Origin of the sequence: Sagittula sp. S175 (genome assembly GCF_049800975.1) — a bacterium.
Classification (GTDB): Bacteria; Pseudomonadota; Alphaproteobacteria; order Rhodobacterales; family Rhodobacteraceae; genus Sagittula.
On the sequence record NZ_JBNAGB010000039.1, the window covers coordinates 1 to 26,610 of the forward strand.

Consider the following 26,610-nt stretch of genomic DNA (forward strand, 5'->3'; position numbering starts at 1 on the left):
GCTCTGCCCCGGACCCCGAGGGTATTTGGATCAAGATGAAGGAAAAGCAGCCCCCCATGGCACGTTTTGCGCGAGTCTGCCGGGGGCGGAAAAAAGACTTTCGTTACGACGAAAAAATCCGGGATTTCCTGCTTGACGCCGCCCGCGCCTCCCCTTAGACCCCGCGCACGGTCCGGCGCGGTAGCTCAGTTGGTTAGAGCGAACGACTCATAATCGTTAGGTCGGGGGTTCGAGTCCCCCCCACGCCACCACCGTTCTCCCCCTACAGAATGAACAGTCAGACGCCCCCCTGCGTGACGATTCCGCCGCCCTCGGCGCCCGCGCCGCAACCCATCCGTTGACAGCGCGCCGCGCCTTCCGCCTTAGTGAACAAAAAACACCGAGGCCCCCATGAGCATCCCCGAACCGGACTATCCCTACACCATCGCCGCCAACGAATACGGCTTTTACTGCCTGCCCGAGGTCTACAAGTCGCGCGAGGTGCCAAAGATCCTCAGCGGGGGCGGCGTCTATGAACCCGACACCATCCGCCTGATCCGCCGCCTTTGCGGCACGGGCGACGTGATCGCGGGCGGGGCCTTTGTCGGCGATTTCCTTCCCGCGCTGGAGGAAGGCCTGTCCACGAAGGCCCACGTCCACACCTTCGAGCCCAACCCCATCAGCCGCGCCGCCACCGAGATGACCATCGCCCTGAACGGGCTGAAAAAGATCAAGCTGCATCCCTGCGCCGTCGGCTCCGAGGATGCCGCCCTGCCCTTGCAGGTGGCCAAGGCCTCGGGGAACGCCATGGGCGCGCGCGCCAAGATCGCAGAGACCCATGTCGAAGGCGAAACCATCGAGGTCCCGGTAAAACGCCTCGACGACCTCGTCGACCAGACCCGCAAGGTCACCGTCCTGCAACTGGACATCGAAGGCCACGAAGGCCCGGCGCTGGAAGGCGCGACAGGCATCGTGACGAAGCACAAGCCCGTCATTATCCTCGAGGCCCCAAAGGGCTGGCAGCAACGCGGCTACGCCACGAAGCTGGAAGAACTGTTCCCGGACGCGGGCTACCGATTCTGCGGCGCGCTGGAGCGTAACGCCGTCTTCCGCGCGATCTGAGTCATGCCCACGGCGCTGCTGTTCCTGCTCGCGGCACTGGCTGAAATCGCCGGATGCTTTGCGTTCTGGGCATGGTTGAGGCTGGGGAAATCCGCGCTCTGGCTGCTGCCGGGAATGGCCAGCCTCGCGGTCTTTGCACTGGCGCTGGCCTACGTGCCATCGACCGCCGCAGGCCGCACCTTTGCGGCCTATGGCGGCATCTACATCGCCGCCTCGCTGGCATGGCTCTGGCTGGTCGAAGGCGCCCGCCCCGACCGCTGGGACCTGCTGGGCGGCGCGATCTGCGTGATGGGCGCGGCGGTCATCCTGCTCGGACCACGCACGGCATAACCGTGGCGTCGCAGTACCAATTTCCGGATAGTCAGGGAGGAAGTGGCAGCCCGTAGGGGAATCGAACCCCTCTTTCCAGGTTGAAAACCTGGCGTCCTAACCGATAGACGAACGGGCCACTCTGTCGCTGTCTTGGCCCCGAAAGGCGCGGCACCAGCAGCCGCTTTCCGCACGCCCTCCCCTGCGCGAGGAAGGGAAAAGTGGCAGCCCGTAGGGGAATCGAACCCCTCTTTCCAGGTTGAAAACCTGGCGTCCTAACCGATAGACGAACGGGCCACTCTGTCGGTGACGCGTCTAATATGAAAACCCCGCCCCCCGCGCAAGGGCAAAATCGCGCCCCAAGCAGGTATTTTTTCACATGCTTTTGCAACACCTTCCACGGACCGTCCGGCAACCCGCATCACGGGTCCGGACAAGCCCGCGCCGGATCGTCGGTGATGCACAGGCCCTGCGGCACGGTCCAGTCCATGTAGCCCTGAACCACAGCCTCTTCCGCCGCCCCCTGCCAGGCGATGAGAATGGTATAGGCGGCCTCCACGCCGCCGATCACCTTGGCAAAGGTGCTCTCCGTTACCCGCTCGCCGCGCACGTTGACAGGACAGGTGAACGACAGGACCTCTACGTCATAGCCATACTGTGCGCCCTGCCACAGGACCCCGGCCGTGCCGTCCGGGCATTGCGCAGCCATGCCGCCCAACAAAGCCTCTACCATGACCCGTGGCGGCTCGCCGCCCAGCGCGTTGGCCCAGGTGACCGAGGCCATCTGCTGCCAGTCGTCCAGCGTCTGCCCTTCGGGCACGAATTCCACGATGCCGCCCGCCGCGTCTTCGCCCGCGTAGATCTGCACGAATCCCTCCGGCGGTACGAACAGCAGGATCTCCTCCGCCCCAACCGGAGCGGCAAGCGCGCAAAGCAGACAGGTCAGTCGTGACACGGCGCGGCATCCTCCAGCCTCAGCTGGACCGAGTGTCGTCCCTGCCAGGTGTTGATGTCCAGCTTGCCCGCCAGGTGGAATCGCCGCCCCCGGTGATCCTGCAAGGAAGGCCCCAAGGGCCCGTCCATCGCGCCAAAGCAGATGCCGTCCAGCCGCCCGCCCAGACCGTCCTCGCAGGTGAACTTCAGGTGGCCGCCGCTGCCGACGACCTTGGCGAATCCGATCCGCACGTCCGGCACCACGAATCGCGGCCCCGAGGCGCCCTGCCCGTATGGCCCGGCGCGTTCGAGGTCCTTGACCAGCTCCACCTGCGCCGCGCCCGGCATCAGCATCCCGTCGACCCGCAGGTCCGCCGCGCCGCCCGTCCCCGCGCCCTGCTTCTCCAGCAGCGCCGACAGCCGCGCCATGGCGTCCTCCAGCTTGTCGCGCGCGACGGTCAGCCCGGCGGCCATGCGGTGCCCGCCGCCCTTGATCAGCAGCCCCTCCGCCGCCAGCCGCTGCACCGATGCGCCCAGATCCACGCCCGACACCGACCGACCCGAGCCCTTGCCCTCGGCCCCGTCCAGCCCGATCACCACCGCCGGGCGATTGGTCTGCTCCTTGAGGCGCGAGGCCACGATGCCCACCACGCCCGGATGCCAGCCCTCGCCCGCCGCCCAGACCAGGGGCGCGTCCAAACCGCGCGCCTCTGCCTGCGCCAGGGCCGCCGCGCGCACCTCCGCCTCGATCTCGCGCCGTTCGGCGTTCAGTTCCTCCAGCCGCGCTGCGAGGGCCTGCGCCTCGGCGGGGTCCGCCGTCGACAACAGCCGCGCGCCAAGGTCCGCCGCGCCGATCCGCCCGCCCGCATTGACGCGTGGCCCCATGACGAATCCCAAATGATAGGCCTCGGGCGCACGCTCCAGCCGCGCCACGTCGGACAGGGCGACAAGGCCGATGCGCTCGCGCCGCCCCATGACCTTCAGCCCCTGCTGCACCAGCGCCCGGTTCACCCCCTTCAACGGCGCCACATCCGCCACCGTCGCCAGGGCAACGAGGTCCAGCATCCCCATCAGGTCCGGCCCCCGCTGCCCAGCCTCACGCAACTGCCGCCCCGCCTCCACCAGCATCAGGAACACCACCGCCGCCGCGCAGAGATGCGCCAGCGCGCCGTCCTCGTCCTGCCGGTTCGGGTTCACCACCGCCACGCAATCGGGCAGCGTCTCGCCGCCAAGGTGATGGTCCAGCACCACCACATCCGCACCCTTCGCAGCGGCAATGGCGTCATGCGACAGCGTCCCGCAATCGACGCAGACGATCAGGTCGTGCTCGGCGGCCAGCCCCGCCATGGCGGGCGCATTCGGTCCATAGCCCTCGTCGATCCGGTCCGGCACATACAGCGTCGCCCGCTGCCCCATCTGCCGCAGCCAGTCGATCAGCAGCGCCGCCGAAGAGCCCCCATCCACGTCATAATCCGCAAAGACCGCGATCCTCTGACGCCCCTTCACCGCCGCCAGGAACCGCGCCGCCGCCTTCTCCATGTCCTTCAGCGACCGCGGATCGGGCAGCAGGTCGCGCAATTTCGGCTCGAGGTAGCTGGCACACTCCTCCACCGGCACACCCAGCCGCGCCAGCACCGCACACAGGGGCCGCGCCAGCCCGCTCGACTGCGCGATCAATTCGGCCTGCCGCTCCACCTCGATCCCCGGGCCAACCCACTTGCGCCCCGACAGGCTCTCTTCCACGTCCAGATACGCCACGCCCATCCCTTCCCTGATCCCCGACCGGAATACCCAAACCCCCGCCAAAGCAAAAGGCCCACGCATCCGCGCGGGCCCCTGCTTCTTTGGTTTCACAAATACCCTCGGGGGAGTCCCGAAGGGACGGGGGCGGAGCCCCCCCCTCCGGGGGGGGGGGGGGGGGGGGGGGGGGGGGGGGGGGGGGGGCGGGGGGGCCGGGCGGGGGGGGGCCCCGGCGCGCCCCCCCCCCCCCCCCCCCCCGGTCGCCCCGGCGCAGCCGGGGCGAAACCCCTCAGACCTTGTGCTGGAACGGATTGCGATACTGCATCCGCCGCACCGATCCGGTCTTGGATCGCATCAGGATCGTCTCGGTCTCGATCCAGCCCGGAGACCGCTTGATCCCCGACACCACCGACCCATTCGTCACGCCCGTCGCGGCAAAGATGACATGGTCGGTCACCAGCTCATCGCGCGCATAGATCTTGTCCAGATCGGTGATGCCGGCCTTGGCCGCACGGCCCTTCTCGTCATCGTTGCGGAACAGCAGACGGCCCCACATCTGGCCACCCATGCACTTCAGCGCCGCCGCCGCCAGCACACCTTCGGGTGCCCCGCCCGATCCCATGTACATGTCGATCCCGGTCTTCTCGGTCTCGGCGCAATGCATGACCCCGGCCACGTCGCCATCCGTGATCAGACGGATACCGGCCCCGGTCTCGCGCACCTCGGCGATCATGTCGGCATGGCGCGGACGGTCGAGGATGCAGCAGGTGATATCCCGCGTCGAACAGCCCTTCGCCGCGGCCAGGGCCTCCACCCGCTCGCGCGGCGACATGTCCAGCGACACCACATCCTTGGCATAGCCCGGCCCGATGGCCAGCTTGTCCATGTAGACGTCCGGCGCGTGCAGCATCGACCCACGCGGGCCCATGGCGATCACGGTAAGCGCGTTGGGCATGTCCAGCGCGGTCAGCGTCGTGCCCTCCAGCGGGTCCAGCGCGATATCCACACCCGGTCCGCCGCGGCCCACTTCCTCGCCGATATACAGCATCGGCGCCTCGTCGCGCTCGCCCTCACCGATCACCACCACGCCCGAGATATCGAGCTTGTTCAGCTCCTCGCGCATGGCGTTCACCGCCGCCTGGTCGGCCGCCTTCTCGTCGCCGCGCCCGATCAGGTCGGCACTGGCAATCGCCGCCTGCTCCGCCACCCGGGCCAGGCCCAGAGACAGCATGCGGTCGTTGAAATCCTTGGGTTCCGGCATCGGGTCGTCCTCTCGAAAAGCGTTGGTCCCGGCTTATCCCAGCCCCCGCCCCCACGGCAAGACTGCTGGCGCTAACCCTCCCATCCCTGCAACTTTTCCGCGACAAGGCTGTGAAACAAGGCGCAACCGCCCCCCGTTCACCGCACCCTCGCCCCGTCATCAATCAGGATCATCCGATTCCCTGGCCGCTGCTCCAGACGCATCCTCAGCTCCGCATCCAGCATATCCACGGCAAAAGGATACCTGCGCTCCAGCCGTTCGAACCCGAGCGCTTGCAGCGCCGCAACAAATCCCGCCTCATCGGGATGGACCAGCACGTCCCCGGACACCCCATCAATCGCCCCCCGGAACACGCCCGCGCCCTGATCGTCGATATGAAGAACGACCGCCGCCAGGACATCCTCCTTGAACAACAGCTCGACCCCGTGCCCGCGCAGGAGCAGGTATCTCCGCGGCGCGTCCGGCACATCGACGGTCTTGAGGTCAAAACCGTCAAGCTCCGCCGAGACCTCCGCCAACGGTGCGCCAAGGTCGAACACCAGGCGGCGTCCCGCCACGCTCAGCGCGATCCGCCGCATTGCATCCTCCGCACCGAACACCCTCCGCAACAGCGCAAGCGAAAGGGGCGGGGAAATCCCCGCCCTGGCATGCCTCAGACCTCTTCGATCCGCAGGGCCACCGGGGTCTGGACCACAACCGCCAGCGCTTCGATCGCCGCCAGCGCCTCGTCCAGCGCGGCGCGCGTGGTCTTGTGCGTCACGACCAGCACCGGCGCGGTCTCGTTCGTGTGGTCGTACTGCCGCATCCGGTGGATGGACACGCCCGCCTCGCCCAGCGCCGCCGCCACCTTGGCCAGCGCGCCCGGCTTGTCCACCAGACAGGTGCGGATGTAATAGGGCGCAGGCGTCGTCGCCCGTGCGGGCACAGCCGCCACCAGCCCCGAGGCCGCCTGACCAAAGGTCGACACCCGCAGGTCCCGCGCCACGTCCATCACGTCGCCCATCACCGCGCTCGCGGTCGGCCCCTCACCGGCGCCAGCGCCACGCATCACGATCTGGCCCACCTGGTCGCCCTCGATGACCACCATGTTGGTGCCGCCCGTCAGCTGCCCCAGCGGCGATTTCATCGGAACGAGGCAGGGCATCATCGACTGTTCCAGCCCCCGGCCCGTCATGCGCGCAACGCCCAACAGCTTTATGCGATAGCCCATGTCGGCGGCCTGCCGGATGTCCTCGATGGTGATCGCGCCGATGCCTTCCAGCTCGACCCCGTCAAAATTCACCTGCGTGCCAAAGGCAATCGCCGCCAGCAGAGACAGCTTGTGCCCGGCGTCGATCCCGCCCACGTCGAGGTTCGGATCGGCCTCGAGGTAGCCCAGCCCGTCCGCCTCGGCAAAGGCCTCCTCGTACGACAGCCCCGCATCCTCCATCCGCGTCAGGATGTAGTTGCAGGTGCCGTTCATCACGCCCATGACGCGCAGGATGTCGTTGCCCGCCAAACCCTCGGTCAGCGCCTTGATGACCGGGATGCCACCTGCCACCGCCGCCTCGAAACGCAGCACTGCGCCATTGGCCTCCGCCAGTTCCGCCAGGGCCTGACCGTGATGCGCCAGCAACGCCTTGTTCGCGGTCACCACATCCTTGCCCGCCTTCAGCGCCGCCTCGACCGAGGCCTTCGCCGGCCCGTCGCTGCCGCCCATCAGTTCGACATAGACGTCGACATCGTCGCGCGTCGCCAAGACGACCGGATCGTCTTCCCAGGCGTAGTCCTTCAGGTTCACACCGCGATCCTTGTCACGGTTGCGCGCCGACACCGCCGTCACCACGATCCTGCGCCCCGAGCGCGCCTCCAGCAGCGCCGCCTTCTGGCGCACGATCTTGACGACACCGGCACCGACGGTCCCCAGACCGGCAATTCCAAGACGCAGGGGGTCGGACATGGGGATACTCCTTCGGACAATCGGCCTCTTCATCGCCCCCGTTACCGCCAAGCGCGCGCCCCTGCAACAGCCCCTGACGCCGCGCCCCGCGCATGACGCCCCCGCGTCTCGCAACCGCCACGCCAAAGGGCAGCCCACGAACGACCGCCCCCCCTGGACAAGCCAACCCACACCTGCCCCTTCATCTTGATCCAAATACCTCGGGGGAGCTCCGAAGGAGCGCGGGGGCCGCGCCCCCGTCACGCCGAAGGCGTGCAGCCAACCTGCGCCGCAGGCGTGCAACTGACCTGTGCCACAGGCGTGCAACCAACCTGCGCCGAAGCCGATCTCGCAGCGCATCACGGAAGCGTGCCTAGGTACATGCCGCCATCGGCCCGGGCGCATCCAACCGATCCACCGCCACCAGCCGTGCCTACTCCGCGCTGCGCAGGGCCTCCGCCTTCTGTCGCAACAACCGCAACCGTTCCTCGACCGATCGGGTCTGCCCACCCTCGACGCCCTGCAACGCCTCGGCCCGCGCCTCCAGCCCGCCCGCGCGCGCCTCGACCTCGTCGATGACCTCCGGCGTCGCACGCGGCGGCGCCTTGTCCTCCAACAACCCAACCAAGGGCACCAGGGCCGGATAAGGCGCCTCGGCCACGCCGGGCGTCTCGGTCGCGTCCAGTTCCGGGAACTGGGTGCAGGCCGCCATCAGCAGCAAGGGCAAAAGGGTAAACGCAGGCTTCATTCCTCCGTCATGCCCCAACCCGACCATCGTCGCAATCCCCGACGCAGCCCCCCGCTTGATCTGAACAACCGTTCATATAACGTGGCACAATGGCGCGCACCCAAGGTTCCCACTCCGAAATCACCGGCCCCCGCATCCGCGAGGCGGCCCTGCACCTCTTTGCCAAGCACGGTTTCGCCGCCGTCTCCATGCGCCAGATCGCGGGCGAAGTGGGGGTTCAGGTCGGCGCGCTGTACAACTACATCCCCGACAAGCAGGCGCTGCTGTTTTCGCTGCTCGAAGGCCATATGCTTGATCTGCTCGACGCATGGGAGGCGGAGGACCTGCCCGCCGACCCGGAGGCGCGACTGGAGCGCTTCGTGCGCTTTCACATCGCCTTCCACCTCGACCGCCCCGAGGCCGTCTTCATCTCCTACATGGAACTGCGCAACCTCACGCCCGAGAACTTTGCCCTGATCGAAGCCCTGCGCCGCCGCTACGAGGACGCGCTGGAACACATCCTGCGCGACGGGCTGGCGGGCGGTGTCCTCGCCATCACAGACACCAAACTGACGACGCTGGCGATCATCGCCATGCTGACCGGTGTCACCACATGGTATCGCGCCGGTGGGCGTCTTACCCCCGAAGAGGTTCAGGGGCTCTACTGGGACATGGTGCGCAAGACCGTGGCGGCCTGAGAGGTGTTTCGCCTCGCCGCAGGCGAGGCGACCGGCGGGCCCGTTGCCGGCCCCGGGGGGGGGCGTTGGGGTGTTGGCCCGCGCCCGCGGGGGCGGCGACCGGCGCGCCCGTTCCGGGCGCGGTGGAGGCTCCGCCTCCACACCTCCGAGGTATTTTCATCAAGATGAAGGACAAAGCGGAAAGGGTCGGCGGGCGGGCGCTTTTGCCGAAGGCAAACAGTGCCGCGCGCCGACCTTGGCCGTTTATTTGCGTTCCTGCTGGATCGTCTCGAGGTATTCGAGAATTGCGACCAGTTTGCGCGGGGTGGGCGTCAGTTTGCCGTCACCGCTGTCGAAGGGCACGAGGTCGCCTTCCAGCAGCGCCCCCCATTCCGGCATCCATTCCACCGAGCGGTCCATCCGCGCGTAGCCGTCGATGTAGGACATGATCTTGGCGCGCGGGAACGTGTCGCCGTGGCGCAGCTTGATCAGCGTCAGGTCCTTCGGCGCCTTCTCCATCCGGCGCGCGTTCGGGCCGTTGCCGCGCCCGTCCTCGCCGTGACACAGCGCGCAGTTCTCCATGAACAGCGCCTGCCCGTCCTGTGGTCCCGGCATCGTTCCAGACGCGCCGCCCTGCTCTTCGACACAGCCCGCCAGCGCCAGCGCGCCGACCATTGCCATCACGTATGCCCGCATCCCTCGGTCTCCTTCTTTTGCACCGTGATGCCTGCGGGCCTGCGCCTTTGCAAGGGGCCTCACTGCTGCATCGACTGCACATAGCTCAGCATCTCCGCCATCCCCGAGGTCGTCATGTGCGACCGTCCGTCCGGTGCCGCCCATTCCACCATTGGCCCGTCCAGCGCCACCGCCAGGTCCGCCGCGATGCCGCGATGATAGGGCCCCGGCGCCATGGTCAGCCGGTTCATCACCTGCGCCGCCGGGAACCGCCCGCCATTGCCGCGCGCCAAGGCCGTCAGGTCCGAGGGCCGCTCCGTCATCATGCCCGCCACGCGCCCGTTGCCGTCGCCCGTGGCCCCGTGGCAATCCGCGCACCACATGGCGTAACGGCTGCCCCCGGCCCGCGTGCTCAGCGACGGACCGTCCGACAGCACCGTGATTTGCGGTTCCACAAGGTAAATCGCCTCCGAAGACGTCGTCCCGGACACCGTCACGGGCCCAGTGTCCGCCCCGCTCTCTACCATCACCGGCCTGAACAGCGCACAGCCCCCCAGCAGCGCCAGTGCCGCCACGCCCAAGAATATTCGCATCAAAGCCCCTTCCCTTCTGTCCCGCTCGGCCCCTCTCTGTCGCGGTTCGGACCCGCGTCCCGTCATCCGCGGATGACAGACCGCCAGAAGGTCGCCATTGTGACCCGAACCATCGCCCGAACCACCGGAGAAGCTCACCTTGGATATTGCCGCAGCACAGGCCCTGCTGGAAGAGAATTTCGCCCCATGGGTGCAAGCTTTGCAACCCAGAGTGACAGAAATCACGCCCTCCGGGGCCATCCTCGAGATCCCCGTCACCCCCGACATCGCCCGCGTCGGTGGCATCACCTGCGGTCAGGCGCTGGCCACGCTGGCCGACACCGCCATGGTCTTTGCCTGCATCGGCCACCTGGGCAAATTCGTCCCCGTCGCCACCACGAACCTCGAAACCCGCTTCCTCTCGGCGGCGCGCGGGGACACCATCCGCTGCGAGGCGCGCATCATCAAGGGCGGTCGCGCGCTCCTTTTCGCCGAGGCGACGCTCACCGCACTCCCCGATGGCCGACCCGTCGCCGCCGCCTCCGCCACCTTCTTCAAACCCTGACCACCACAAGGCCCCAGATGACCGGAACCGCACAATACGCCTTTGTCATGCTGCTTGCAGGCATCGGCATCCCGATCCTTGCCGCGCTCAATGCCCGGCTGGGCCAGCACCTCGCCAACCCGGTGGCCGCCGCCGTGATCCTGTTCTGCGTGGCGCTGGTGCTGACCACCTCGGTCTGGCTCTTGACCGGCGCACGCGGCATGACCGCCCTGCCCAGCGCCCCGAAACACCTGTTGGCGGGCGGTGCCTTCGTCGCCTTCTACGTGCTGACCGTCACCTTCATTGCGCCCAAATTCGGCGTGGGAAACGCGGTCTTCTTTGTCCTGATCGGGCAGCTCATCAGCGCCGCGCTGATCGACCATTTCGGCCTGTTCGGAGCGCGCGTCTCCCCCCTCACCCTCACCCGCAGCGCCGGGATCACCGTCATGGCACTGGGGGTCTGGATCACCCAGATGGCCCCGCGTACGTGATAGCGCCGGGTAGTGCGCCGGGAAATGCATAAGTCGGGGCTATGCCCCGACTCCCCCCGTCGACACGGGCGTGACGCTGCGTTTCTCGCAGGGTTAACGCGAAAAATTCAGCGCAACGGGGTGTGGACCGCCGAGTCGGGCAAAAAGGTTACCAACCGGCCGGGACTCACCCGGTTTCCGGCCGGTTCGCGCCTTAACACCCGGGCCCGTCGGTCATCTTCCTTTAAATCGTGGTGGTTTTCGCCAACCGCGACCACCACATCCGGTAGCCGCCGCAGCGCGCGGTGCCTTAACCCCCGCGCACGCAACGTTAAACCCTTTCCCACTAGGTAAAGGCACCTTACCGGCGTACGCTACCCCTCGGTCAGGTGCCCGCCGGACAGCCGCACCCGGCGGTCCATGCGCGCCGCCAGTTCCAGATTGTGCGTCGCGATCACCGCCGACAGCCCCGTCTCTTGCACCAGCTGCATCAGCGCCGCGAACACCCGGTCCGAGGTCTCGGGGTCGAGGTTCCCGGTCGGCTCATCCGCCAGCAACAGCTTTGGCCCGTTGGCCATCGCCCGACAGAACGCCACCCGCTGCTGCTCGCCGCCCGACATGGCGGCGGGGCGGTGCGCGGCGCGGTCGCCCACGCCCACCGTCTCCAGCAGCGCCTTGGCCCGCGCCTCCGCCTCGGCCCTTGCCACGCCATTCGCCAGTTGTGGCAGCACGATGTTTTCCAGCGCGGTGAATTCCGGCAGCAGGTGGTGGAACTGGTAGACGAATCCGACCTCCGCCCGCCGCACCTCTGTCCGGCGCTTGTCGGACTTGGCCTGCATCATCTCTCCGGCGATCTCGACGGTCCCGGCGTCGGGCGTGTCCAGCAGCCCCGCGATATGCAGCAGCGTCGATTTCCCCGCACCGGAGGGCGCGACCAAAGCCACCACCTCGCCGCGCCGCACCTCCAGATCGCAACCGCGCAAGACGTGGACTTCGCCCGGTTTTCCCTGGTTGTATCCCTTGCGGATGCCCGTCAGCCTCAGCACCGTGTCACTCATAACGCAGCGCCTCCACCGGATTCAGCCGGGCCGCGCGGCGCGCCGGAAAGATCGTCACGATGAAGGACAGGCCCAGCGACAGCACCACCGCAGACATCACGTCGGCCAGCTGCAATTTCGCGGGCAGGAAGTAGATCCCCCGGATGGACGGATCCCAGGCCCCGCCTCCCGACAGCCAGTTCACCAGACCAAAGACCTGGTCGATATACAGCGCGAAGAGGCAGCCGAACAGCACCCCGAACACCGTGCCGATGATTCCGGTAAACGACCCGCAGATAAAGAAAACACGCATCACGGAGCCCTCGGTCAGCCCCATGGTGCGCAGGATGCCGATATCGCGGCCCTTGTTTTTCACCAGCATGATCAGCCCGGACACGATGTTCATCGTCGCGATCAGCACCAGCACCGACAGGATGACGAACATCACGTTGTCCTCCATGTCCAGCGCCTTCAGGAACCCGCCCGAGGCATCCTGCCACGTCCAGATCAGCGCCCCCGCGCCCGCCGCCTCCGCGATGGGAGAGACATACTGCTCCACCGCCTCCGGCTCGGCCACGATGACCTCCAGCTCATCCGCCACGCCTTCGCGGTCGAAATACAGCTGCGCCTCCTCGAAAGGCATGTAAATCCGTGTCCGGTCAATGTCATAGCGCCCGGCGGTGAAGATGTAGGTGACCTCGTAGCTCTTGACCCGGGGGCTGACGCCAAAGGCCGTCTTCACCCCGTTGGGCGAGATCAGCTTGACCTGGTCGCCCAGCCCCACGCCCAGCGTCATCGCCACGCCAGACCCGATCGCCACGCCCTCGCCAAAGCGGTCCAGCGTGCCGCGCCCGGTCTCGGGGTCCGCCACGCGCGGGATGGCCTTCAGGTCGTCGGCGGCGATGCCGAAGACCTCGACCCCCGCGTTGTTCTGGTTGGCCGAGGCCATGACCTGCCCCTTCACCAGCGGCGCCACGCGCACCACGCCCGGAACGGGACGGACCGCATCGGCCATTGCTTGGTAATCCGGCAGCGTCCGCACCACCTGCCCGCTCTCGTCGGTGTGGCTGACGTGATACACCGTGACGTGTGCGTTCGACCCAAGGATCGTATCGACGAACTCCGCACGGAACCCAGAGCGCACCGCGAGCGTTGCGATCAACGCAAACACCGCCAAGGTGATCCCCACGAGGCTGATCCAGGTCATGACAGACACGCCCCCTTCGGCCCTTTTCGCCCTGAGGTATCGCCAGGCGATCATCCATTCGAACGGCGCAAAAGGCGGCGGTGCACGCATTTGGGGAAACTTTCTTATCTCTGCTCTTGGCGGAAACTGGCCTTTTGCCAGCATCAGGTCAAGGTAACCGGGTGGCTTGCGCGGTATACTGCGCGCGGGAGCGACTCAAGCGGGGACAAAAACAACGACACGCGGAGGACAACACCATGACTGACCACAGGACCATTCTCGTCATAGGCGCGAGCCGGGGCATCGGCGCGGCCGTCGTCGCAGAGGCTTTGAAAGCGGGGCACCACGTCCGCGCCATGGCCCGCCACACCGACAAGATCCCCGACCATCCGCACTGTGAACCCGTCACCGGTGACGCCACCAAGGCCGACGATCTGGTCGCCGCCCTGCGCGGGGTCGACGCCGTGGTCATGGCCCTTGGCATCAACGAAAGCGTCTCGATGCTCTGGCGGCGCGTGACGCTGTTCTCCGACGCCACCCGCGCCCTGATCCCCCTGATGGAGGCCAAGGGCATCAAGCGCCTCATCGCCGTCACCGGCATCGGCGCGGGCGACAGCGTCACGGCGCTGTCGACCCCCGAACGCATCGGGCAGAAATTCTTCCTCTCAGAGCCCTACAAGGACAAGACGCGGCAGGAGGACCTGATAAAGGCCTCCTCCCTCGACTGGACCCTCGTCCGGCCCACGCTCCTGACCCACAACCGGGCGTCCCGTGACTACGCCGTCATGGTCCACCCCGGCGAATGGCGCATGGGTGTCATCAGCCGCGCCGACGTGGCCGATTACGTGGTGAAGGCACTGGACGATCCCGGCAGCCACGGCACCGCCCCCGTCCTCGCCCGCCGCATGGCGCGCCCCGCGATGAACCCCTTGCATCGGGAAACCGCCGCGCCATAGTGCGCGGCATGACCGGACCCAGATACACCGCCCTCGTCGCCTCCCTCCCCGCCACCGTGCCCTTCGTCGGGCCGGAGGAATTGCAACGCAAGCGTGGCACGCCCTTCCGCGCCCGCCTCGGTGCGAACGAAAGCGTCTTTGGCCCTTCGCCCTTTGCCGTGGCCGCCATGCAGGACGAGGCCGCCGAGATCTGGAAATACGCCGACGCCAGCCACGAGGACCTGAAATCCGCGCTGGCCGAAAAGACCGGCCTGACCCCCGCCAACATCGTCCTTGGCGAGGGCATCGACGGCCTCCTGGGCTATGCCGTCCGGCTGATGGTCGAACCGGGCGACGCGGTCATCACCTCCGACGGCGCCTACCCGACCTTCAACTACCACGTCGCGGGCTTTGGCGGCGTGCTGCACAAGGTCCCCTACAAGGACGACCGCGAGGATCTGACCACCCTCATCGCCCGCGCCGCGCAGGAAAACGCCAAGATCGTCTACCTGTCGAACCCCGACAACCCCATGGGCACATGGCTGAAAGGGGCCGAGATCGAGACCGCGCTGAACGACCTCCCTGAGGGCTGCACGCTGTTCCTCGACGAGGCCTACATCGAATTCGCCCCCGCCGAGGCCATTGCCGATATCGCCCCCGACGACCCGCGCGTGATCCGCTTCCGCACGTTCTCAAAGGGCTACGGCATGGCGGGCGCCCGCGTGGGTTACGCCATGGGCGCGGCGGAGGTCATCAAATCCTTCGACAAGATCCGCAACCATTTCGGCATGAACCGCGCCGCGCTGGCCGGGGCGCTGGCCGGCTTGCAGGACGACGAATGGCTCGAAGAGGTCATCCGCCTCGTGGGCGACTCCAAGGACCAGATCGCCCGCATCGCAAAGGACAATGGCCTGAGCACCCTGCTCTCGGCCACCAACTTCGTCGCGGTGGACTGCGGTCAGGGCGGCGATTTCGCCCGCCGCGTGCTGGCCGCACTGGCCGAGGACGGCGTTTTCGTCCGCATGCCCTTCGTCGCGCCGCAGGACCGCTGCATCCGCATCAGCGCGGGCAAGCCCGAGGACATGGAGATCCTCGCCGACGCCCTGCCAAAGGCCCTCGCCCGCGCCCGCGACGCCTGAGACCCGTCCCGGGCCTGCCCCGGGACCTCGCACCTGAAACCCCTTGACCGCAGACCGCCCCGGCCCCCGTGCCGGGGCCTCTGGCGGACGTCGAAAAGCCCCAAAACTCGTGCATCCCCCCGTGGCCGACGCGTTAACGGTCTGTTCAGCAATTCAAGAGTAACCTGAGCGGGAACGGATCGCCCTGTTGCATGTTAACCCGTAGGCGCCCGCGATTGCGCCGCTGTTCACAGGAGCACGGTCCATGGAACATTACCCGCAACCGGTCGAGGATTACATGACCGCCAACATGATCCTGCTGTTCGTCAACCTGCTGTGGATCTTCGTCGCCGTCTGGTCGGCATGGGGCCTGCTGCCGATCCTCGTGATCGCCGCTGTCCTGAACCACCTTATCTCGCGGCTAGACCACTACCGCCGCGAACGCGACAGCACGCTGGGGACACCCGCCGACAACGTCTGAAACCTCACACCGATCTTCATGGCCCGCGCCCCGTTCTCTCTTGGATCGGGCAACTCCCGATCAGGGGAGCGCGCCATGGGGACGAGTTCAGCGCACCGCCAGCGCCTGTGCCGCAGCCGCTACACCGCCCGGCTTGTGCGGGATGTCCAGCGCGCTCAAACCCGCCTCCATCACGCCCAGCAGACCCAGCACCATATGGGCATTCACATGCCCCATGTGACCGATGCGGAAATAGCCAGAGGCCGTGGGATCCTCCGGGTCCTCGACCCCCAGACCGATGCCCAGCGTCACCCCCGCCACGTCGCGACACCACGCGCGCAGCCGGTCCCCCTGCCCCTTGCCCAGCGACAGGGCCGTCACCGCATGCGAGCGCTGCGACCGCTCGGCGATGTTCAGCCGCATCGGACCATCCTCGCCCCAATGCTCCACCGCCGTCCAGATCGCGCCCGCCAGCCGCTCGTGGCGCGCCCAGATGGCGTCCATCCCCTCGGCCCGGATCATGTCCAGCGCAGCGCGCAGGCCGTACAGGTGATGCGTCGGCGCGGTGCCGCCAAAGTACTGGTAGAACCACTCCGGGTTCGCCCGCCCCTGCCAGTCCCAGTAGCGCGACACACGCGGCATCGCCCGCTGCACCTCGGCGGCGCGCTCGTTGAAGAACACGAACCCCAGCCCCGGCGGCGTCATCAGCCCCTTCTGGCTGGCGGTCACGGTCACATCCGCGCCCCAGGCATCCATCCGGTAGACGTCACAGCCCATGGACGCCACGCAATCCGCCATCAACAGAGCCGGGTGCCCGGTCTCCTCCAGCACGCGCCGCAGCGCCATGATGTCCGAGCGGACCGAGGACGACGTGTCCACATGCACCGCCAGAATCGCCTTGATTTCCAGCCCCTTGTCCGCCAGCAACGCCTGCCGCACCCGCTCGGGGTCGATCGGCGTCTGCCGACCGTGTTCGAGGATCTCGACCTTCGCCCCCAGCCCGCGCGCGATATCCGCCCAGCCATGACCGAACCGCCCGCAGGTCGGCACCAGCACCGTCTCGCCCGGGGCGACCACGTTGGACAACGACGCCTCCCACGTCCCGTGCCCATTGCAGATGTAGATCGCCACGTGATGCTCGGTCTGCGCGACGTAGCGCAGGTCGGGGATGATCCCCTCCACCATGGTCAGCAACTCCGGGTCGTAGATATCCGGCGCGGGGCGATGCATCGCCTGCAACACCGCATCCGGCATCACCGAGGGCCCGGGAATGGCGATATGGGAACGACCGCTGGCCAGCGTCATGGGGGCACCTCTCTGATTATTGCCGGGCGACCGAACACCCGTCGCGACGCGCCGTCAATAGCTGTCGCGGCGCCCTTTGCTGGACACCGGCCCCTTTGCCGCGTAAACCGCGCGCCTGAGGCAAGGGACCGCGCGCATGCTGGCAAAACTACGTGACAAGCTGACCGAAACCGAGCGCCGCATCCGGCATTCCTTCGGCACCGACATCACGGACCCGGTGGAACGCCGCTGGTCCCGCTTTCACTACCACATCTTCGACCACGCGTTTTTGCGCGTGCTCTGGACGAACTTCTGGCAGATCGCGCCGGGGGTCTACCGCTCGAACCAGCCGACCCACGCCCGGTTCGAGAAATACGCGAAGATGGGCATCAAGACCGTCATCAACCTCCGCGGGGAGGACGTGCGGGCGCATTACCTCTTTGAAGAGGAAAGCGTGAATGCCCTCGGCATGACACTGGTCAACGCGAAACTGTGGGCGCGAAACGCCGCTCCCCGCGACAAGCTGATCGGCGTCATCGACGCCCTGCGGGCCGCCGAGAAGCCCATGATGTTCCACTGCAAATCCGGCGCCGACCGGGCGGGCATGGTGGCGGCCATGTACCTGCTGATCTTCGAAGACGCGCCGCTTGAGGTCGCGCAAAAGCAGTTGGGCCTCAAGTACATCCACCTCGACTTCACCAAGACCGGCATCCAGGATTACATCCTCCGCGTCTACGGCGAACGGCTGAAGCTTGGGCACATCGGGTTCGAGGACTGGGTGCGCAGCGAATACCGCGCCAACGATCTGCAAGATGGCTGGGACAACCGCCGCCCCGAGTCAGAGGTCGCCCGCACCCTGCACGACGCCCGCGACGCCTGACGCGTGACACCTGGCGCCTAGCGCCGGTAATCCCGCGCCAGCCGCTCCGGGTCCACGCCTGCCATGTAGCGCGCCAGCGTCCACAGGTTGCGTCCTCCGCGCCGCAGCCAGCCCTGACGGCGATACTTCTCTGCCGAGGTCTCGGCCACCGCATCCAGCCCCGCCAGACGCCCGCGCAGCGCCCGCGCCATGGCCACGTCCTCCATCAGCGGCATATCGGCGAACCCGCCCACCGCCTCATAGACCTCACGCCGCAAGAGCAGGCCCTGATCGCCATAGGGCAGGCCCAGCCGCGACCGGGCATTCGCCCAGCCCGACACCACCCGCGCCGCCATGCCGCCGCCGTCAAAGCGCTGCGTGAACCAATACGCGCGATCCGTGCCCAGCACGCCCGCCACCGCACCTGCCCAGCCCGGCAGCAGCACCGTATCCGCGTGCAGCACCAGCAGCCAGTCGCCCGACGCTGCCGCACATCCGCGCCGCAGTTGACCGCCCCGGGACGCGGGGCCTTGGACTACCTCCGCCCCCGCCGCCTCTGCGATCTGCAAGGTGACGTCCGTCGATCCTCCGTCGCTGACGATCAGCTCGCGGATCAACCCCTCGTTCAGCCCTTCCCCCAATGCCGCAAGGCAGGCGGGCAAGCCGCTCGCCGCGTTCAGCGTTGGAACCACCACCGAGATCGGTGCGCGCATGGCCTGTCATCTCCCTGTGTTCGCGCCTATATGTCACCGCAAACAGACAGGGGAAAGACATGTCCGACAACGCGCGCAAGGTGCTCCGGGTCAGCGGCTCCGACGCCCGCCACTTCCTGCAGGGCCTCGTCACCAATGACGTGGACAAGCTGGACCAGGGCCTCGTCTACTCTGCAATCCTGACGCCGCAGGGCAAGTATCGCGCCGACTTCTTCCTTGTGCCGGACGGCGACGACATCCTGATCGACGCCGAAGCCGGTCAGGCCACGCAACTCCTGCCGCTTCTGACCATGTACAAACTCCGCTCGGACGTGCAGATCACGCCGACCGACCTGACCGTGACCCGTGGCCTTGGCCTCCCGCCCGAAGGTGCCTTTGCCGACCCGCGCAACGCGGCGCTGGGGTGGCGCGGCTATCACGGTCAGCCGGGCGAAGACGTGGACTGGAACGCCCTGCGTGTCGCCGCCTGCGTGCCGGAAACCGGCGTGGAGCTGACCCCCGACACCTTCATCCTCGAAGCCGGGTTCGAACGCCTGAACGGCGTCGACTTCAAGAAGGGCTGTTACGTCGGGCAGGAGGTCACCGCCCGGATGAAGCACAAGACCGAACTGCGCAAGGGCCTCGCCCGCGTGGCGGTCGACGGGGCGGCGCCCCTTGGCACCGAGATCACGGCAGAGGGCAAAAGCGTCGGAACCCTCTACACGCAGGCGAACGGCGCGGGCATCGCCTACCTGCGCTTCGACCGCGCCACGGGGCCGATGCAGGCCGCTGGTGCGACGGTGACTTACCCTGCCACCGACTTGGCATAGGCCTGCACCGCCAGCACCGCGCCATGCCGCTGCATCAGCGCGGCAGAGGCGCGGTTGAAGGCATGTACGCGCACCACCCAGCCGTCGAAGTCAGCGGCGATCTCGGCCTCGAACCGCGCAATCAGACGCGAGGCAAGGCCCCGCCTGCGCCAGATCGGTTCGACGTAGATGTGATCCAGAACCGCCTGCCGTGTCGGGTGCTCCAGCGCGGCGACCCCGGCGGGCATGGGTTGCCACTTCAGGTAGCCCCGCGCCACGCCTTCCGTCCGGTAGACAAGGAACCGCGCCCCCTGCGCCCGAGCGCCACGCAGCACCTCCAGCAGCGCCGCATCGCTGGCCTGATCGTGAAAGCGATCCGGGACGTGGGTCACATGCAGCGCGTTCAACGCCCGCAGCAGCGGCACGAGGTCCGGCAGGTCGTCGTCTGTGGCTTGGGTAATCATGAAAAAGGCCTCCTGGCTGGGATGCCGGAGGCCTCTCTGTCTGATATATCGCCCCCGGCGGTTGCACGGGGAACGAAGTTGGCCGCACGCGTTATGCGCGTTCGGAATATTCCATCGTTTCGGTGTTCACGACGATCTTCTCGCCCTGTGCGATGAACGGTGGAACCGTCACGCGCACGCCATTGTCCAGCACGGCGGGCTTGAAGCTGTTGGCCGCCGTCTGGCCTTTCACGACCGGCTCGGTCTCGACGATTTCGCAGATGACCTTCTGCGGCAGGGTCGCGTTCAGCGCCTCGGCCTCGTGGAATTCCACGACGATGGTCATGCCGTCCTGAAGGAACGGGCGACGCTCGCCGAGGATGTCGGCGTCCAGTTCGACCTGCTCGTAGGTTTCCGCGTCCATGAAGGTCAGGCGGCCGTCGGCTTCGTAGAGGAACTGCATGTCCTTCTGTTCGAGGCGCACGCGCTCGACCTTGTCAGCCGACCGAAAGCGTTCGTTAAGTTTCGATCCGTTACGAAGGTTCTTGAGCTCGACCTGCGCAAAGGCGCCGCCCTTGCCGGGCTTCACATGGTCGACCTTGACCGCGGCCCAAAGATGGCCGTCGTGCTCCAGAACGTTTCCCGGACGGATCTCGTTTCCGTTGATCTTGGGCATTGTGGCTTTTCCGTGGCAAAAGGTTGATGGTAGTCAGGCACGCCCTATATCTGGCCAGTCGCCGGCTGGCAAGACAACGATATGTCGTGTGCAATTGCAGAAAGATATGTGCAAAATGCATGGGAGCTATGCAGCAACGGGGTATCCGAATCGCTGCGAATGCGCCATAACCCGCCTCACGCCGGAAAAGACAAGAGCAATAATCAAAGGTCGCAAGATGAGAGATTTCGTTGACGGTACCGCATTCAACGCCGAGCAAGGCAACCGCGCGCGCAAGCTGTTCGCCGCCGTGGTCTTGGCTGCTCTGGACGATGCGATTGCCGATGACAAGAAGTACGGAAATGGCCCCGAGCAGATCGCCCGCTGGGCGCGCTCGCGTGATGGCCGTGAAGTACTTTCCTGTGCTGGAATTGACCCGAACGAGCGTGTCGTGTCGGGCCTGATGGAATTCGTGTCGAAGGGCATCCGCACCTCCGTCGCGCTGTCGCGCGAAGAGAGTGAGCGCCGCAATGCCGCTCAGCAGGCCGAAGCCGCCTGACACCCGACCAAAACGACCCAACTCGAGAAAACCCGCTCGCTGCCAGAGCGGGTTTTTCTTTTGGTGCCGCCTAGATTCCGTGTGACACAGCAGCAACCCATACAAAAAAGGCCCGCATTCAGCGGGCCTTTCGTTTTAATGAACCTGTCCGGACCTCAGTCGAAATCCTGCGTCATCATCACGCGATGGATCTCGCGACGCACCAACTTGCGCACGTTGCGCGTGATGCGTTCGCCCAGAACGCCCTGCAATTCCTGACGCACGATGTCCGACACCATCTCGCGCAGCATAGCCTCGTCGATCATCGGCACGTCGTCGCGTGTCTGGGACGCCATGACCTCGGCATCGGCATCGGCCTGGGCCGGCTGCCAGGGATCCTCTTCGACCTCGACCACCTGCGGGACCTGCGACGCATCTTCCGGCGCCGGGGCGACATCCTCCCATTCGATCAGGCTTTCGACCGACTGGGCGACCTCAGGCGCTTGCTGCACAAGCTTCAGCGTGACCCGCGCCTCCTCATCCCGTGCCTCGATTTCCGCGTCGGATACCAGAGTTTCCGCAGCTTCGGCAAAGACCTCTTCGCTTACATCGTCCTCGCCTTCGGCGGCGTCCTCGTCGACGGCCTCCTCGTCGTGGATCGCGTCTTCGGTCGTTTCTTCCGTGATTTGCTCAACCGCTTCGATCAGCTTGTCCAGGTCGAGCGCCCCGGCGTCGTGTTCTGCCGCAACGTCATCTTCCGAGACGTCGTCGGCGATTTCCGGTTGCGGCGCCTCGCTACGCCCCCGCACCAGCGCTTCCAGCGCGGCGATCTTGCGTTCAAGCGCCTCATCGACAGCAAACGATGGCTCCGGCGTCTCCGTTTCCTCCGCCAATGCTGCCGTCAGATCGATTTCGGTTTCAACGGCACCAGCCTCATCATCCAGCATCGCTTCGAGAGAAATGTCGTCGACATCCTCATCGACCGCTGCGGCAAGCGGTTCTGCGTCCAAAATCTCTGCATCGAAATCGCCAAGGTCCTCTGACACATCTACGGAAACGTCCTGAACGTCCCGCTTCGCCAAGTCTTCGGACGAACGCAAACTCACCGACCCCAAGTCCAAGGGTTCCGACAGTCGCAGAGTCTCTGGCCTGGCGGTCGTGGATTGCACGACCTCCGCGGCCAATCCAAACGGATCCTCGTTTCGGTCCGTCATGGCGCGCGCCACTTCTTCCTGCACCAGTTGTGCCAACAGAGACGGCCCCTTCGCTGCCGCATCCTCCCGCGCGCGGGTCGCACGCGACAGAATGATCGGCGGCATGGGTGCCGCCTTCAGCTCGGGCTGGTCTTTCACACGCAGGGACGGCGTCAGCACCAGCCGGTCCACGCGCTTCGCTTCTCGGGTAGGAACGGGTCGCGGCACGTCATCCTCGGAAACGAGTCGCCGGATCGAGGATAGAATATCCTCTATTTCAACGTTGGTGACGGGGTCTGACATTATTATACCACTCTGGCCTCGACGATCAGCTTAACCTCTCGGTCAGAGTCGCACAACAGAAGTGGAAAAAACTAATCTTTTCCGAGGGCACGAAGGACACGATCCAGCTCCTGCCCCTGCTTGCTGCGCGCCATTGGCGCAGTTTTCACCAGATTGTAATACGCCGACGGGTCGAACTGCGGCACGTCCAGACGCAGCGCATCCGCCGTCATCAAGCCAATCGCGGCCAAGACCTGATAGGCCGCCTGGAATTCAGCCACTTCGGCGGCGATCAGATTCGCCCGCGCGTCCAGAAGTTCCTGTTCAGCGTCCAGCACGTCCAAGGTCGTCCGCGCACCCAGCTTCGCCTCTTCGCGCACGCCTTGGAAGGCCGTCTGCGCGGCGCGCACCTGCTCCTGGAAAGACGACTTGTTGGCACGAGCGACGCGCAGTTGCGCATAGGCGTTGCCGACGCCCTGTTCGATCGACAATCGAACCACGTGCAGGCCAGCGCGCGCCTGATCCCGGCGGGCCAGAGCCTGACGCACCAGCGACGAAAGCTCTCCGCCGCGATAGATCGGCCCGGATCCCTGAAGGGCGACGGTCCCCCCGCGCGAAAAATCGCCGTTGTCGAATTCGTTCGTGACGCCGTAGCTGCCGGTCACCGAAAGTGTCGGCTTCATCGCGCCCTCGGCAATCAGCACGTTCAATTCCGCCACTGCCACGCTGTGCTGGGCGGCGATCATATCAGGATGACGGCGCACGGCCTGTGTTTTTGCGTCTTCGACGCTCGACGGCAGGCTCGGCAGTTTCGACGGGGTCACAAGCTTGCCGGGATCGCGGCCCACCGCCGCATGGAACTCCTCCCCGGCGACGATCAGGTTCCCTTCGGCAGCTGCCAGAGCAGCCACGGCTGCGGCCAGCCGCGCCTCGGCCAAGGCCACGTCAGTGCGGGTCACCTCGCCCACGTCGAACCGATCGTTCGCCGCGCGCACTTCCTGACGGATCACGCGCACGTTGTTCTGACGCAGGCCAAGCGTTTCCGCCGCCTCGCGGATCGACAGGAAGGCCACTGCGGCCCGCAACAAAACCGTCTGCTCCGCCGACAGCAGATCGCCACGGGCCGAAAGAACGGCCTCCTTCGCGGCGTCGATGCCCAGCTTGCGACGGTTGCCCTGATAGAGGACCAGTTCCGCCGACAGGCCCACCGTGGCATCCCAGGTGCTGGTCCGTTGCGTGATGGTGGACGTTCCGGCGGTGCCATACTGACGGCGGACTTGCCCGGTCCAGTTCAGGATCGGGCGCATCGAGGCCAGCGCCTGTGCGACATCTTCATCCGCCGCCCGCAAGAGCGCGCGGTTCTGATCCACCACGCCGCTATGCATGTAGGTGTAGGTCAGCGTTTCGGCCAGGGTCTCTGCCCAGGCGGCGGTCCAGACCGTGCTGGCCACAGTCATCGAGATGGCCGCAACTGCGACCTTCTTCACGCATCCTGCGCGAATCCTGTCCAACACCATCTTGCCCTACCCCTCGATGTGCGCGCCGTCGTTCAGACGGTCAGAACGCGAATTCTTCGACTGTCTCGAAACCGGGCAGCACGGGTGCCGTCCCGTTGAAAGCGTACCGCCAGTTGATCACGCCGTCGATCTTGTGGCCGACCTTGACGGTGCCCAGCGCGCCTTCCATGAAGATCACCGCCATTCGGCCACCTTCCTTGAGCTGCGCCTCGATCGCGGCAGGAAGCACTTCGACCCCGCCTTCGATGATGATGACATCGTAGGGACCGTGTTCGGCGGCACCCTCTGTCAGCGGCGCGTTGTGCAGGATGACGTTGTCGGCATGGTGCTCGGTCAACAGCGCCTGTGCTTCGTCGTGACGGGTCTCATCATCTTCAACGGCGACAACCGCCTCCGCGATGCGTGCGATCACCGCGGACGAATAGCCGTAGCCAGCGCCCAGATCGAGAACCAGGTCGTTGTTCGAAACGTCCAGCGCATCGAGCATCTTCGCAAAAACGCGCGGATCCAGCAGGACGCGACCCTTCCCCAGTTCCACATGTTCGCTGACATAGGCAGCCTCGATTCGATCACGCGGCACAAAGGCCTCGCGCGGGACCGTCAGCATCGCGTCGATGATCGGGAATTCTGTGACATCAGACGGGCGAACCTGGGTATCGACCATCATGCGGCGTCGTGTGGCAAAGTCGCTCATGCACTAAACTCTTTCGTTCAGAGACCTTGGCAAGCGTTCTGCCACAAGTGTCCCTTGGCGGCAATGTCCCAGCCGATCAAACTTGCATCGTGATCGTCGCACCCGGCAGCTCACGCAAGAAAACCACCACGGAGGGTGCGAAATCCGACTTGCGAACCGCGACGCGTCGCTTTAGAAGCCCCCTACCCCAGCCCGGAAGAACCTCACCGGGCCGGCAGCGGGGCGAGTTGGCGGAGAGGTTACGCAGCGGATTGCAAATCCGTGTAGACCGGTTCGATTCCGGTACTCGCCTCCATATCTTTCTAAATCAGACAGTTAGCGGCTTGATGGTCGAGTGTGACACAAAGTGGGACACACCCAATGCTGCTGTCATCCTACCTCAGCCAGTCACGCCATGGCATCTTCTACTTCCGGTGGCCCCTACCCGGCCAAGACTGCGAAGGGCGAAGAACCTTGCGCCTGTCTCTTAGAACCAAGTGCCCAGACAAAGCTGGTGATCTCGCCAGATATATCGCATCCTGCGGGCGACTGATCAGGGATCATGAAGCATTGGCCAGACTTCGACATGACGAGATAAGGTCAAAGATGAAGGACTACTTCGCCGCCCAGCGGGACAGGTATCTTGAGACCCTAAACGACAAGGGACTATCGCCCGCTTTCTTGGAAGCCGCGAAGGAAGAGATAGCGATATATCAAGACGCGACCAAACACGGCTTCACAGACCTTTCCGACGAGTACCTGTCTACAACCGTCCAGCGGTTCCGCAGCGATGTTGGCTTGAGCGAGGCGGTTTGGTCCGATAACGCGGACAGGCTTCAATCGGAAGTCCGCCACTGGCGCGAGGCCGCGCTGAGAGCCGTTCTGGAGGCCGCTGAGCGCTTCGAGACCTTCTCCCTATCCGACACCCCGAAAATCGCTAGCCGCCCTCCTGCACCCGCCCTAGCGGCCTCCACGCCCCTCGGTGCTGCGCTGGACGATTTCCTCCTAGAGCATTCCCGCCAATGGGCCGAAAAGACGACCAAGCAAAACGCCGCGTACCTTAACATTTTGGTCGAGCACTTCGGGCGCGAGCGGCTACTCGCCACGATCAGCAAGCAGGATGCGAGCGAGGTGAAGAAGGTGCTGCAACAGCTACCGTCCAGCCGGAATACCCAGCCCGCCTTGAAGGATCTGCCTCTCAGCGAAGTCATCAAAGTCCTGGGGCAGAAGAAGATTTCTCCAAAGACGATCAACAGTCACATCCAGATGTTCAAGATGTTCTTCGACTGGGCAGAGCGACACGGGCACTCACCCAATACGCTCTTTGAAGGGATGAAGGTGAAAAAGGAGAAAGACAGCGCGAGCGAGCGCAAGCCCTTCACACCGGACCAACTGCGCCTGATCTACACCGAATTGACGGAAAACCCGTCCGGGCTGGTCCGCAAAGACAGCCACAAGTGGGGAATGCTCTTGGGCATGTTCACCGGGTCGCGTCTGAACGAGATTTGCCAACTCGACATTGCCGATGTGAAGCAGGACGGTGACACATGGTTCCTGAACATCACCGACGAAGGCGACGACACCAAGAGCGTCAAGTCGAAGGCGGGACGGCGCAAGGTGCCGCTGCATACGGAGTTGATCCGCCTTGGCTTTCTTGACTTCGTGGAAAGTCGCAGAAGCGGCACACGCCTTTTCCGAGACTTCAGCTACAGCGCCAATGGCGGCTATGGCCGCAACCTGGGCCGCTGGTGTAACGAGAGTTTCTTGCCCAAGCTGGGGATCAAGCAGCCGGGCCTGGCTCTGTTGCACAAATCCTGTGAGGGATTCATGTCGTGAATCCAGCGTGGTAGCTGGACGACATGAGCAGACCCACACCCCCGACCTACAAGACCAGGAACTGGCCAGCCTATAATGAAGCGCTCAAGCGTCGAGGCTCGCTGACAATCTGGTTCGATCCCGAGATGATCTGGGATGCTGCGCCGACCGGCAAACGCGGCCGACA

29 protein-coding genes, 4 tRNA genes and 1 pseudogene are annotated in these 26,610 nt (G+C 65.8%); 15 read left to right on the forward strand and 19 right to left on the reverse strand.

Going from position 1 to position 26,610, the window contains the following annotated elements:
• Positions 1-174 precede the first annotated feature (174 nt).
• From ACP16H_RS25135 to ACP16H_RS25145, 3 genes are all read left to right on the forward strand, one after another.
• Positions 175-251, forward strand: a tRNA-Met gene (locus ACP16H_RS25135).
• 139 nt (positions 252-390) lie between these two features.
• A complete protein-coding gene (locus tag ACP16H_RS25140; RefSeq protein ID WP_425074903.1) occupies positions 391-1,101 on the forward strand; it encodes an FkbM family methyltransferase in 711 nt (236 codons plus the stop codon).
• 3 nt (positions 1,102-1,104) lie between these two features.
• Positions 1,105-1,431: a YnfA family protein gene (locus tag ACP16H_RS25145; RefSeq protein ID WP_425074904.1), complete on the forward strand. Its 327-nt coding sequence runs from the start codon at positions 1,105-1,107 to the stop codon at positions 1,429-1,431.
• Positions 1,432-1,474: 43 nt separating this feature from the next.
• On the opposite strand, the gene ACP16H_RS25150 is transcribed toward ACP16H_RS25145, so the two are convergent.
• From ACP16H_RS25150 to ACP16H_RS25185, 8 genes are all read right to left on the reverse strand, one after another.
• Positions 1,475-1,549 (reverse strand) — tRNA-Glu (locus tag ACP16H_RS25150).
• 83 nt (positions 1,550-1,632) lie between these two features.
• Positions 1,633-1,707 (reverse strand) — tRNA-Glu (locus ACP16H_RS25155).
• A gap of 124 nt (positions 1,708-1,831) precedes the next feature.
• Entirely contained in the window at positions 1,832-2,365 is a 534-nt protein-coding gene (locus ACP16H_RS25160; protein ID WP_425074905.1) for a hypothetical protein, read from the reverse strand.
• A complete protein-coding gene (recJ, locus tag ACP16H_RS25165; RefSeq protein ID WP_425074906.1) occupies positions 2,353-4,107 on the reverse strand; it encodes a single-stranded-DNA-specific exonuclease RecJ in 1,755 nt (584 codons plus the stop codon). The genes ACP16H_RS25160 and recJ overlap by 13 nt, the downstream gene beginning before the upstream one ends.
• 265 nt (positions 4,108-4,372) lie before the next feature.
• Complete coding sequence (gene glpX / locus ACP16H_RS25170) at positions 4,373-5,344, reverse strand: class II fructose-bisphosphatase (RefSeq protein ID WP_425074907.1); 972 nt, start codon at positions 5,342-5,344, stop codon at positions 4,373-4,375.
• A gap of 137 nt (positions 5,345-5,481) precedes the next feature.
• The gene (locus ACP16H_RS25175; protein ID WP_425074908.1) at positions 5,482-5,922 is read right to left on the reverse strand and encodes a hypothetical protein; all 441 of its coding nucleotides are present in this window, start codon (positions 5,920-5,922) and stop codon (positions 5,482-5,484) included.
• A 74-nt stretch (positions 5,923-5,996) separates the two neighbouring features.
• Entirely contained in the window at positions 5,997-7,283 is a 1,287-nt protein-coding gene (locus ACP16H_RS25180; RefSeq protein ID WP_425074909.1) for a homoserine dehydrogenase, read from the reverse strand.
• A 412-nt stretch (positions 7,284-7,695) separates the two neighbouring features.
• Entirely contained in the window at positions 7,696-8,010 is a 315-nt protein-coding gene (locus tag ACP16H_RS25185; RefSeq protein ID WP_425074910.1) for a hypothetical protein, read from the reverse strand.
• An 89-nt stretch (positions 8,011-8,099) separates the two neighbouring features.
• Here ACP16H_RS25185 and ACP16H_RS25190 point away from each other — a divergent pair, with 89 nt between their 5' ends.
• Positions 8,100-8,687: a TetR/AcrR family transcriptional regulator gene (locus tag ACP16H_RS25190; RefSeq protein ID WP_425074911.1), complete on the forward strand. Its 588-nt coding sequence runs from the start codon at positions 8,100-8,102 to the stop codon at positions 8,685-8,687.
• A 243-nt stretch (positions 8,688-8,930) separates the two neighbouring features.
• Here ACP16H_RS25190 and ACP16H_RS25195 read toward each other — a convergent pair whose 3' ends face one another.
• Together ACP16H_RS25195 and ACP16H_RS25200 are read right to left on the reverse strand one after the other, a co-directional pair.
• Complete coding sequence (locus ACP16H_RS25195; RefSeq protein WP_425074912.1) at positions 8,931-9,362, reverse strand: c-type cytochrome; 432 nt, start codon at positions 9,360-9,362, stop codon at positions 8,931-8,933.
• A gap of 59 nt (positions 9,363-9,421) precedes the next feature.
• On the reverse strand, positions 9,422-9,934 hold the full coding sequence (locus ACP16H_RS25200; protein ID WP_425074913.1) for a hypothetical protein: 513 nt from the start codon (positions 9,932-9,934) through the stop codon (positions 9,422-9,424).
• Between the two features lie 139 nt (positions 9,935-10,073).
• On the opposite strand from ACP16H_RS25200, the gene ACP16H_RS25205 reads away from it, so the two are divergent.
• Together ACP16H_RS25205 and ACP16H_RS25210 are read left to right on the forward strand one after the other, a co-directional pair.
• Positions 10,074-10,478 (forward strand): PaaI family thioesterase, encoded by a 405-nt coding sequence (locus ACP16H_RS25205; protein ID WP_425074914.1) that lies wholly within the window; start codon positions 10,074-10,076, stop codon positions 10,476-10,478.
• A 17-nt stretch (positions 10,479-10,495) separates the two neighbouring features.
• Positions 10,496-10,948: a DMT family transporter gene (locus ACP16H_RS25210; RefSeq protein ID WP_425074915.1), complete on the forward strand. Its 453-nt coding sequence runs from the start codon at positions 10,496-10,498 to the stop codon at positions 10,946-10,948.
• A 353-nt stretch (positions 10,949-11,301) separates the two neighbouring features.
• On the opposite strand, the gene ACP16H_RS25215 is transcribed toward ACP16H_RS25210, so the two are convergent.
• Both ACP16H_RS25215 and ACP16H_RS25220 read right to left on the reverse strand, forming a co-directional pair.
• Positions 11,302-11,985 carry an ABC transporter ATP-binding protein gene (locus ACP16H_RS25215; RefSeq protein WP_425074916.1) on the reverse strand — a complete coding sequence of 228 codons (684 nt, stop codon included), beginning with the start codon at positions 11,983-11,985 and terminating at the stop codon, positions 11,302-11,304.
• The gene (locus ACP16H_RS25220; protein WP_425074917.1) at positions 11,978-13,261 is read right to left on the reverse strand and encodes a lipoprotein-releasing ABC transporter permease subunit; all 1,284 of its coding nucleotides are present in this window, start codon (positions 13,259-13,261) and stop codon (positions 11,978-11,980) included. Before ACP16H_RS25220 ends, ACP16H_RS25215 begins: the two co-directional genes overlap by 8 nt.
• Before the next feature lie 146 nt (positions 13,262-13,407).
• Here ACP16H_RS25220 and ACP16H_RS25225 point away from each other — a divergent pair, with 146 nt between their 5' ends.
• The 3 genes from ACP16H_RS25225 (at position 13,408) to ACP16H_RS25235 (ending at position 15,684) form a co-directional block, all read left to right on the forward strand.
• A complete protein-coding gene (locus ACP16H_RS25225) occupies positions 13,408-14,106 on the forward strand; it encodes an NAD(P)-dependent oxidoreductase (RefSeq protein WP_425074918.1) in 699 nt (232 codons plus the stop codon).
• Between the two features lie 8 nt (positions 14,107-14,114).
• Entirely contained in the window at positions 14,115-15,224 is a 1,110-nt protein-coding gene (locus tag ACP16H_RS25230) for a pyridoxal phosphate-dependent aminotransferase (protein WP_425074919.1), read from the forward strand.
• 244 nt (positions 15,225-15,468) lie between these two features.
• Positions 15,469-15,684 (forward strand): histidinol phosphate aminotransferase, encoded by a 216-nt coding sequence (locus ACP16H_RS25235; protein ID WP_425074920.1) that lies wholly within the window; start codon positions 15,469-15,471, stop codon positions 15,682-15,684.
• 87 nt (positions 15,685-15,771) lie between these two features.
• Here the strand turns inward: ACP16H_RS25235 and ACP16H_RS25240 are convergent, their stop codons facing one another.
• Complete coding sequence (locus ACP16H_RS25240; RefSeq protein WP_425074921.1) at positions 15,772-16,968, reverse strand: pyridoxal-phosphate-dependent aminotransferase family protein; 1,197 nt, start codon at positions 16,966-16,968, stop codon at positions 15,772-15,774.
• A 136-nt stretch (positions 16,969-17,104) separates the two neighbouring features.
• Between ACP16H_RS25240 and ACP16H_RS25245 the strand changes: the two genes are divergently transcribed.
• Positions 17,105-17,827, forward strand: a complete 723-nt coding sequence (locus ACP16H_RS25245) for a tyrosine-protein phosphatase (protein ID WP_425074922.1) — start codon at positions 17,105-17,107, stop codon at positions 17,825-17,827.
• A 17-nt stretch (positions 17,828-17,844) separates the two neighbouring features.
• On the opposite strand, the gene ACP16H_RS25250 is transcribed toward ACP16H_RS25245, so the two are convergent.
• Positions 17,845-18,519, reverse strand: coding sequence for a TIGR04283 family arsenosugar biosynthesis glycosyltransferase (locus ACP16H_RS25250; RefSeq protein WP_425074923.1), 675 nt, complete (start codon positions 18,517-18,519; stop codon positions 17,845-17,847).
• Between the two features lie 59 nt (positions 18,520-18,578).
• Here ACP16H_RS25250 and ACP16H_RS25255 point away from each other — a divergent pair, with 59 nt between their 5' ends.
• Entirely contained in the window at positions 18,579-19,328 is a 750-nt protein-coding gene (locus ACP16H_RS25255) for a YgfZ/GcvT domain-containing protein (protein WP_425074924.1), read from the forward strand.
• On the opposite strand, the gene ACP16H_RS25260 is transcribed toward ACP16H_RS25255, so the two are convergent.
• Complete coding sequence (locus ACP16H_RS25260; RefSeq protein WP_425074925.1) at positions 19,304-19,771, reverse strand: N-acetyltransferase family protein; 468 nt, start codon at positions 19,769-19,771, stop codon at positions 19,304-19,306. The genes ACP16H_RS25255 and ACP16H_RS25260 overlap by 25 nt on opposite strands.
• Positions 19,772-19,862: 91 nt before the next feature.
• A complete protein-coding gene (gene efp / locus ACP16H_RS25265) occupies positions 19,863-20,426 on the reverse strand; it encodes an elongation factor P (RefSeq protein WP_425074926.1) in 564 nt (187 codons plus the stop codon).
• 217 nt (positions 20,427-20,643) lie between these two features.
• Between efp and ACP16H_RS25270 the strand changes: the two genes are divergently transcribed.
• Complete coding sequence (locus ACP16H_RS25270) at positions 20,644-20,964, forward strand: DUF6280 family protein (RefSeq protein ID WP_425074927.1); 321 nt, start codon at positions 20,644-20,646, stop codon at positions 20,962-20,964.
• 155 nt (positions 20,965-21,119) lie between these two features.
• Here the strand turns inward: ACP16H_RS25270 and ACP16H_RS25275 are convergent, their stop codons facing one another.
• The 3 genes from ACP16H_RS25275 to ACP16H_RS25285 form a co-directional block, all read right to left on the reverse strand.
• On the reverse strand, positions 21,120-22,439 hold the full coding sequence (locus tag ACP16H_RS25275; RefSeq protein WP_425074928.1) for a hypothetical protein: 1,320 nt from the start codon (positions 22,437-22,439) through the stop codon (positions 21,120-21,122).
• A gap of 71 nt (positions 22,440-22,510) precedes the next feature.
• Positions 22,511-23,905, reverse strand: coding sequence for a TolC family outer membrane protein (locus tag ACP16H_RS25280; RefSeq protein ID WP_425074929.1), 1,395 nt, complete (start codon positions 23,903-23,905; stop codon positions 22,511-22,513).
• A gap of 70 nt (positions 23,906-23,975) precedes the next feature.
• Entirely contained in the window at positions 23,976-24,629 is a 654-nt protein-coding gene (locus ACP16H_RS25285) for a protein-L-isoaspartate O-methyltransferase family protein (protein WP_425074930.1), read from the reverse strand.
• Between the two features lie 221 nt (positions 24,630-24,850).
• Between ACP16H_RS25285 and ACP16H_RS25290 the strand changes: the two genes are divergently transcribed.
• The 3 genes and pseudogenes from ACP16H_RS25290 to ACP16H_RS25300 form a co-directional block, all read left to right on the forward strand.
• Positions 24,851-24,924: transfer RNA gene (locus ACP16H_RS25290), tRNA-Cys, on the forward strand.
• A gap of 290 nt (positions 24,925-25,214) precedes the next feature.
• On the forward strand, positions 25,215-26,444 hold the full coding sequence (locus ACP16H_RS25295; RefSeq protein WP_425074931.1) for an integrase: 1,230 nt from the start codon (positions 25,215-25,217) through the stop codon (positions 26,442-26,444).
• 23 nt (positions 26,445-26,467) lie between these two features.
• Positions 26,468-26,610 (forward strand): annotated as a pseudogene (locus ACP16H_RS25300) (IS5/IS1182 family transposase); the annotation flags it as partial.

Coding starts and splice junctions, on each gene's coding strand:
- ACP16H_RS25140 (WP_425074903.1), top strand. CDS start 391: ATGAGCATCCCCGAACCGGACTATCCCTACACCATCGCCGCCAACGAA.
- ACP16H_RS25175 (WP_425074908.1), bottom strand. CDS start 5,922: ATGCGGCGGATCGCGCTGAGCGTGGCGGGACGCCGCCTGGTGTTCGAC.
- ACP16H_RS25185 (WP_425074910.1), bottom strand. CDS start 8,010: ATGAAGCCTGCGTTTACCCTTTTGCCCTTGCTGCTGATGGCGGCCTGC.
- ACP16H_RS25245 (WP_425074922.1), top strand. CDS start 17,105: ATGCTGGCAAAACTACGTGACAAGCTGACCGAAACCGAGCGCCGCATC.
- ACP16H_RS25190 (WP_425074911.1), top strand. CDS start 8,100: ATGGCGCGCACCCAAGGTTCCCACTCCGAAATCACCGGCCCCCGCATC.
- ACP16H_RS25210 (WP_425074915.1), top strand. CDS start 10,496: ATGACCGGAACCGCACAATACGCCTTTGTCATGCTGCTTGCAGGCATC.
- glpX (WP_425074907.1), bottom strand. CDS start 5,344: ATGCCGGAACCCAAGGATTTCAACGACCGCATGCTGTCTCTGGGCCTG.
- ACP16H_RS25285 (WP_425074930.1), bottom strand. CDS start 24,629: ATGAGCGACTTTGCCACACGACGCCGCATGATGGTCGATACCCAGGTT.
- ACP16H_RS25255 (WP_425074924.1), top strand. CDS start 18,579: ATGTCCGACAACGCGCGCAAGGTGCTCCGGGTCAGCGGCTCCGACGCC.
- ACP16H_RS25225 (WP_425074918.1), top strand. CDS start 13,408: ATGACTGACCACAGGACCATTCTCGTCATAGGCGCGAGCCGGGGCATC.
- ACP16H_RS25145 (WP_425074904.1), top strand. CDS start 1,105: ATGCCCACGGCGCTGCTGTTCCTGCTCGCGGCACTGGCTGAAATCGCC.
- efp (WP_425074926.1), bottom strand. CDS start 20,426: ATGCCCAAGATCAACGGAAACGAGATCCGTCCGGGAAACGTTCTGGAG.
- ACP16H_RS25295 (WP_425074931.1), top strand. CDS start 25,215: ATGAAGGACTACTTCGCCGCCCAGCGGGACAGGTATCTTGAGACCCTA.
- ACP16H_RS25220 (WP_425074917.1), bottom strand. CDS start 13,261: ATGCGTGCACCGCCGCCTTTTGCGCCGTTCGAATGGATGATCGCCTGG.
- ACP16H_RS25200 (WP_425074913.1), bottom strand. CDS start 9,934: ATGCGAATATTCTTGGGCGTGGCGGCACTGGCGCTGCTGGGGGGCTGT.
- ACP16H_RS25270 (WP_425074927.1), top strand. CDS start 20,644: ATGAGAGATTTCGTTGACGGTACCGCATTCAACGCCGAGCAAGGCAAC.
- ACP16H_RS25275 (WP_425074928.1), bottom strand. CDS start 22,439: ATGTCAGACCCCGTCACCAACGTTGAAATAGAGGATATTCTATCCTCG.
- recJ (WP_425074906.1), bottom strand. CDS start 4,107: ATGGGCGTGGCGTATCTGGACGTGGAAGAGAGCCTGTCGGGGCGCAAG.
- ACP16H_RS25180 (WP_425074909.1), bottom strand. CDS start 7,283: ATGTCCGACCCCCTGCGTCTTGGAATTGCCGGTCTGGGGACCGTCGGT.
- ACP16H_RS25260 (WP_425074925.1), bottom strand. CDS start 19,771: ATGATTACCCAAGCCACAGACGACGACCTGCCGGACCTCGTGCCGCTG.
- ACP16H_RS25195 (WP_425074912.1), bottom strand. CDS start 9,362: ATGCGGGCATACGTGATGGCAATGGTCGGCGCGCTGGCGCTGGCGGGC.
- ACP16H_RS25230 (WP_425074919.1), top strand. CDS start 14,115: ATGACCGGACCCAGATACACCGCCCTCGTCGCCTCCCTCCCCGCCACC.
- ACP16H_RS25215 (WP_425074916.1), bottom strand. CDS start 11,985: ATGAGTGACACGGTGCTGAGGCTGACGGGCATCCGCAAGGGATACAAC.
- ACP16H_RS25250 (WP_425074923.1), bottom strand. CDS start 18,519: ATGCGCGCACCGATCTCGGTGGTGGTTCCAACGCTGAACGCGGCGAGC.
- ACP16H_RS25240 (WP_425074921.1), bottom strand. CDS start 16,968: ATGACGCTGGCCAGCGGTCGTTCCCATATCGCCATTCCCGGGCCCTCG.
- ACP16H_RS25235 (WP_425074920.1), top strand. CDS start 15,469: ATGGAACATTACCCGCAACCGGTCGAGGATTACATGACCGCCAACATG.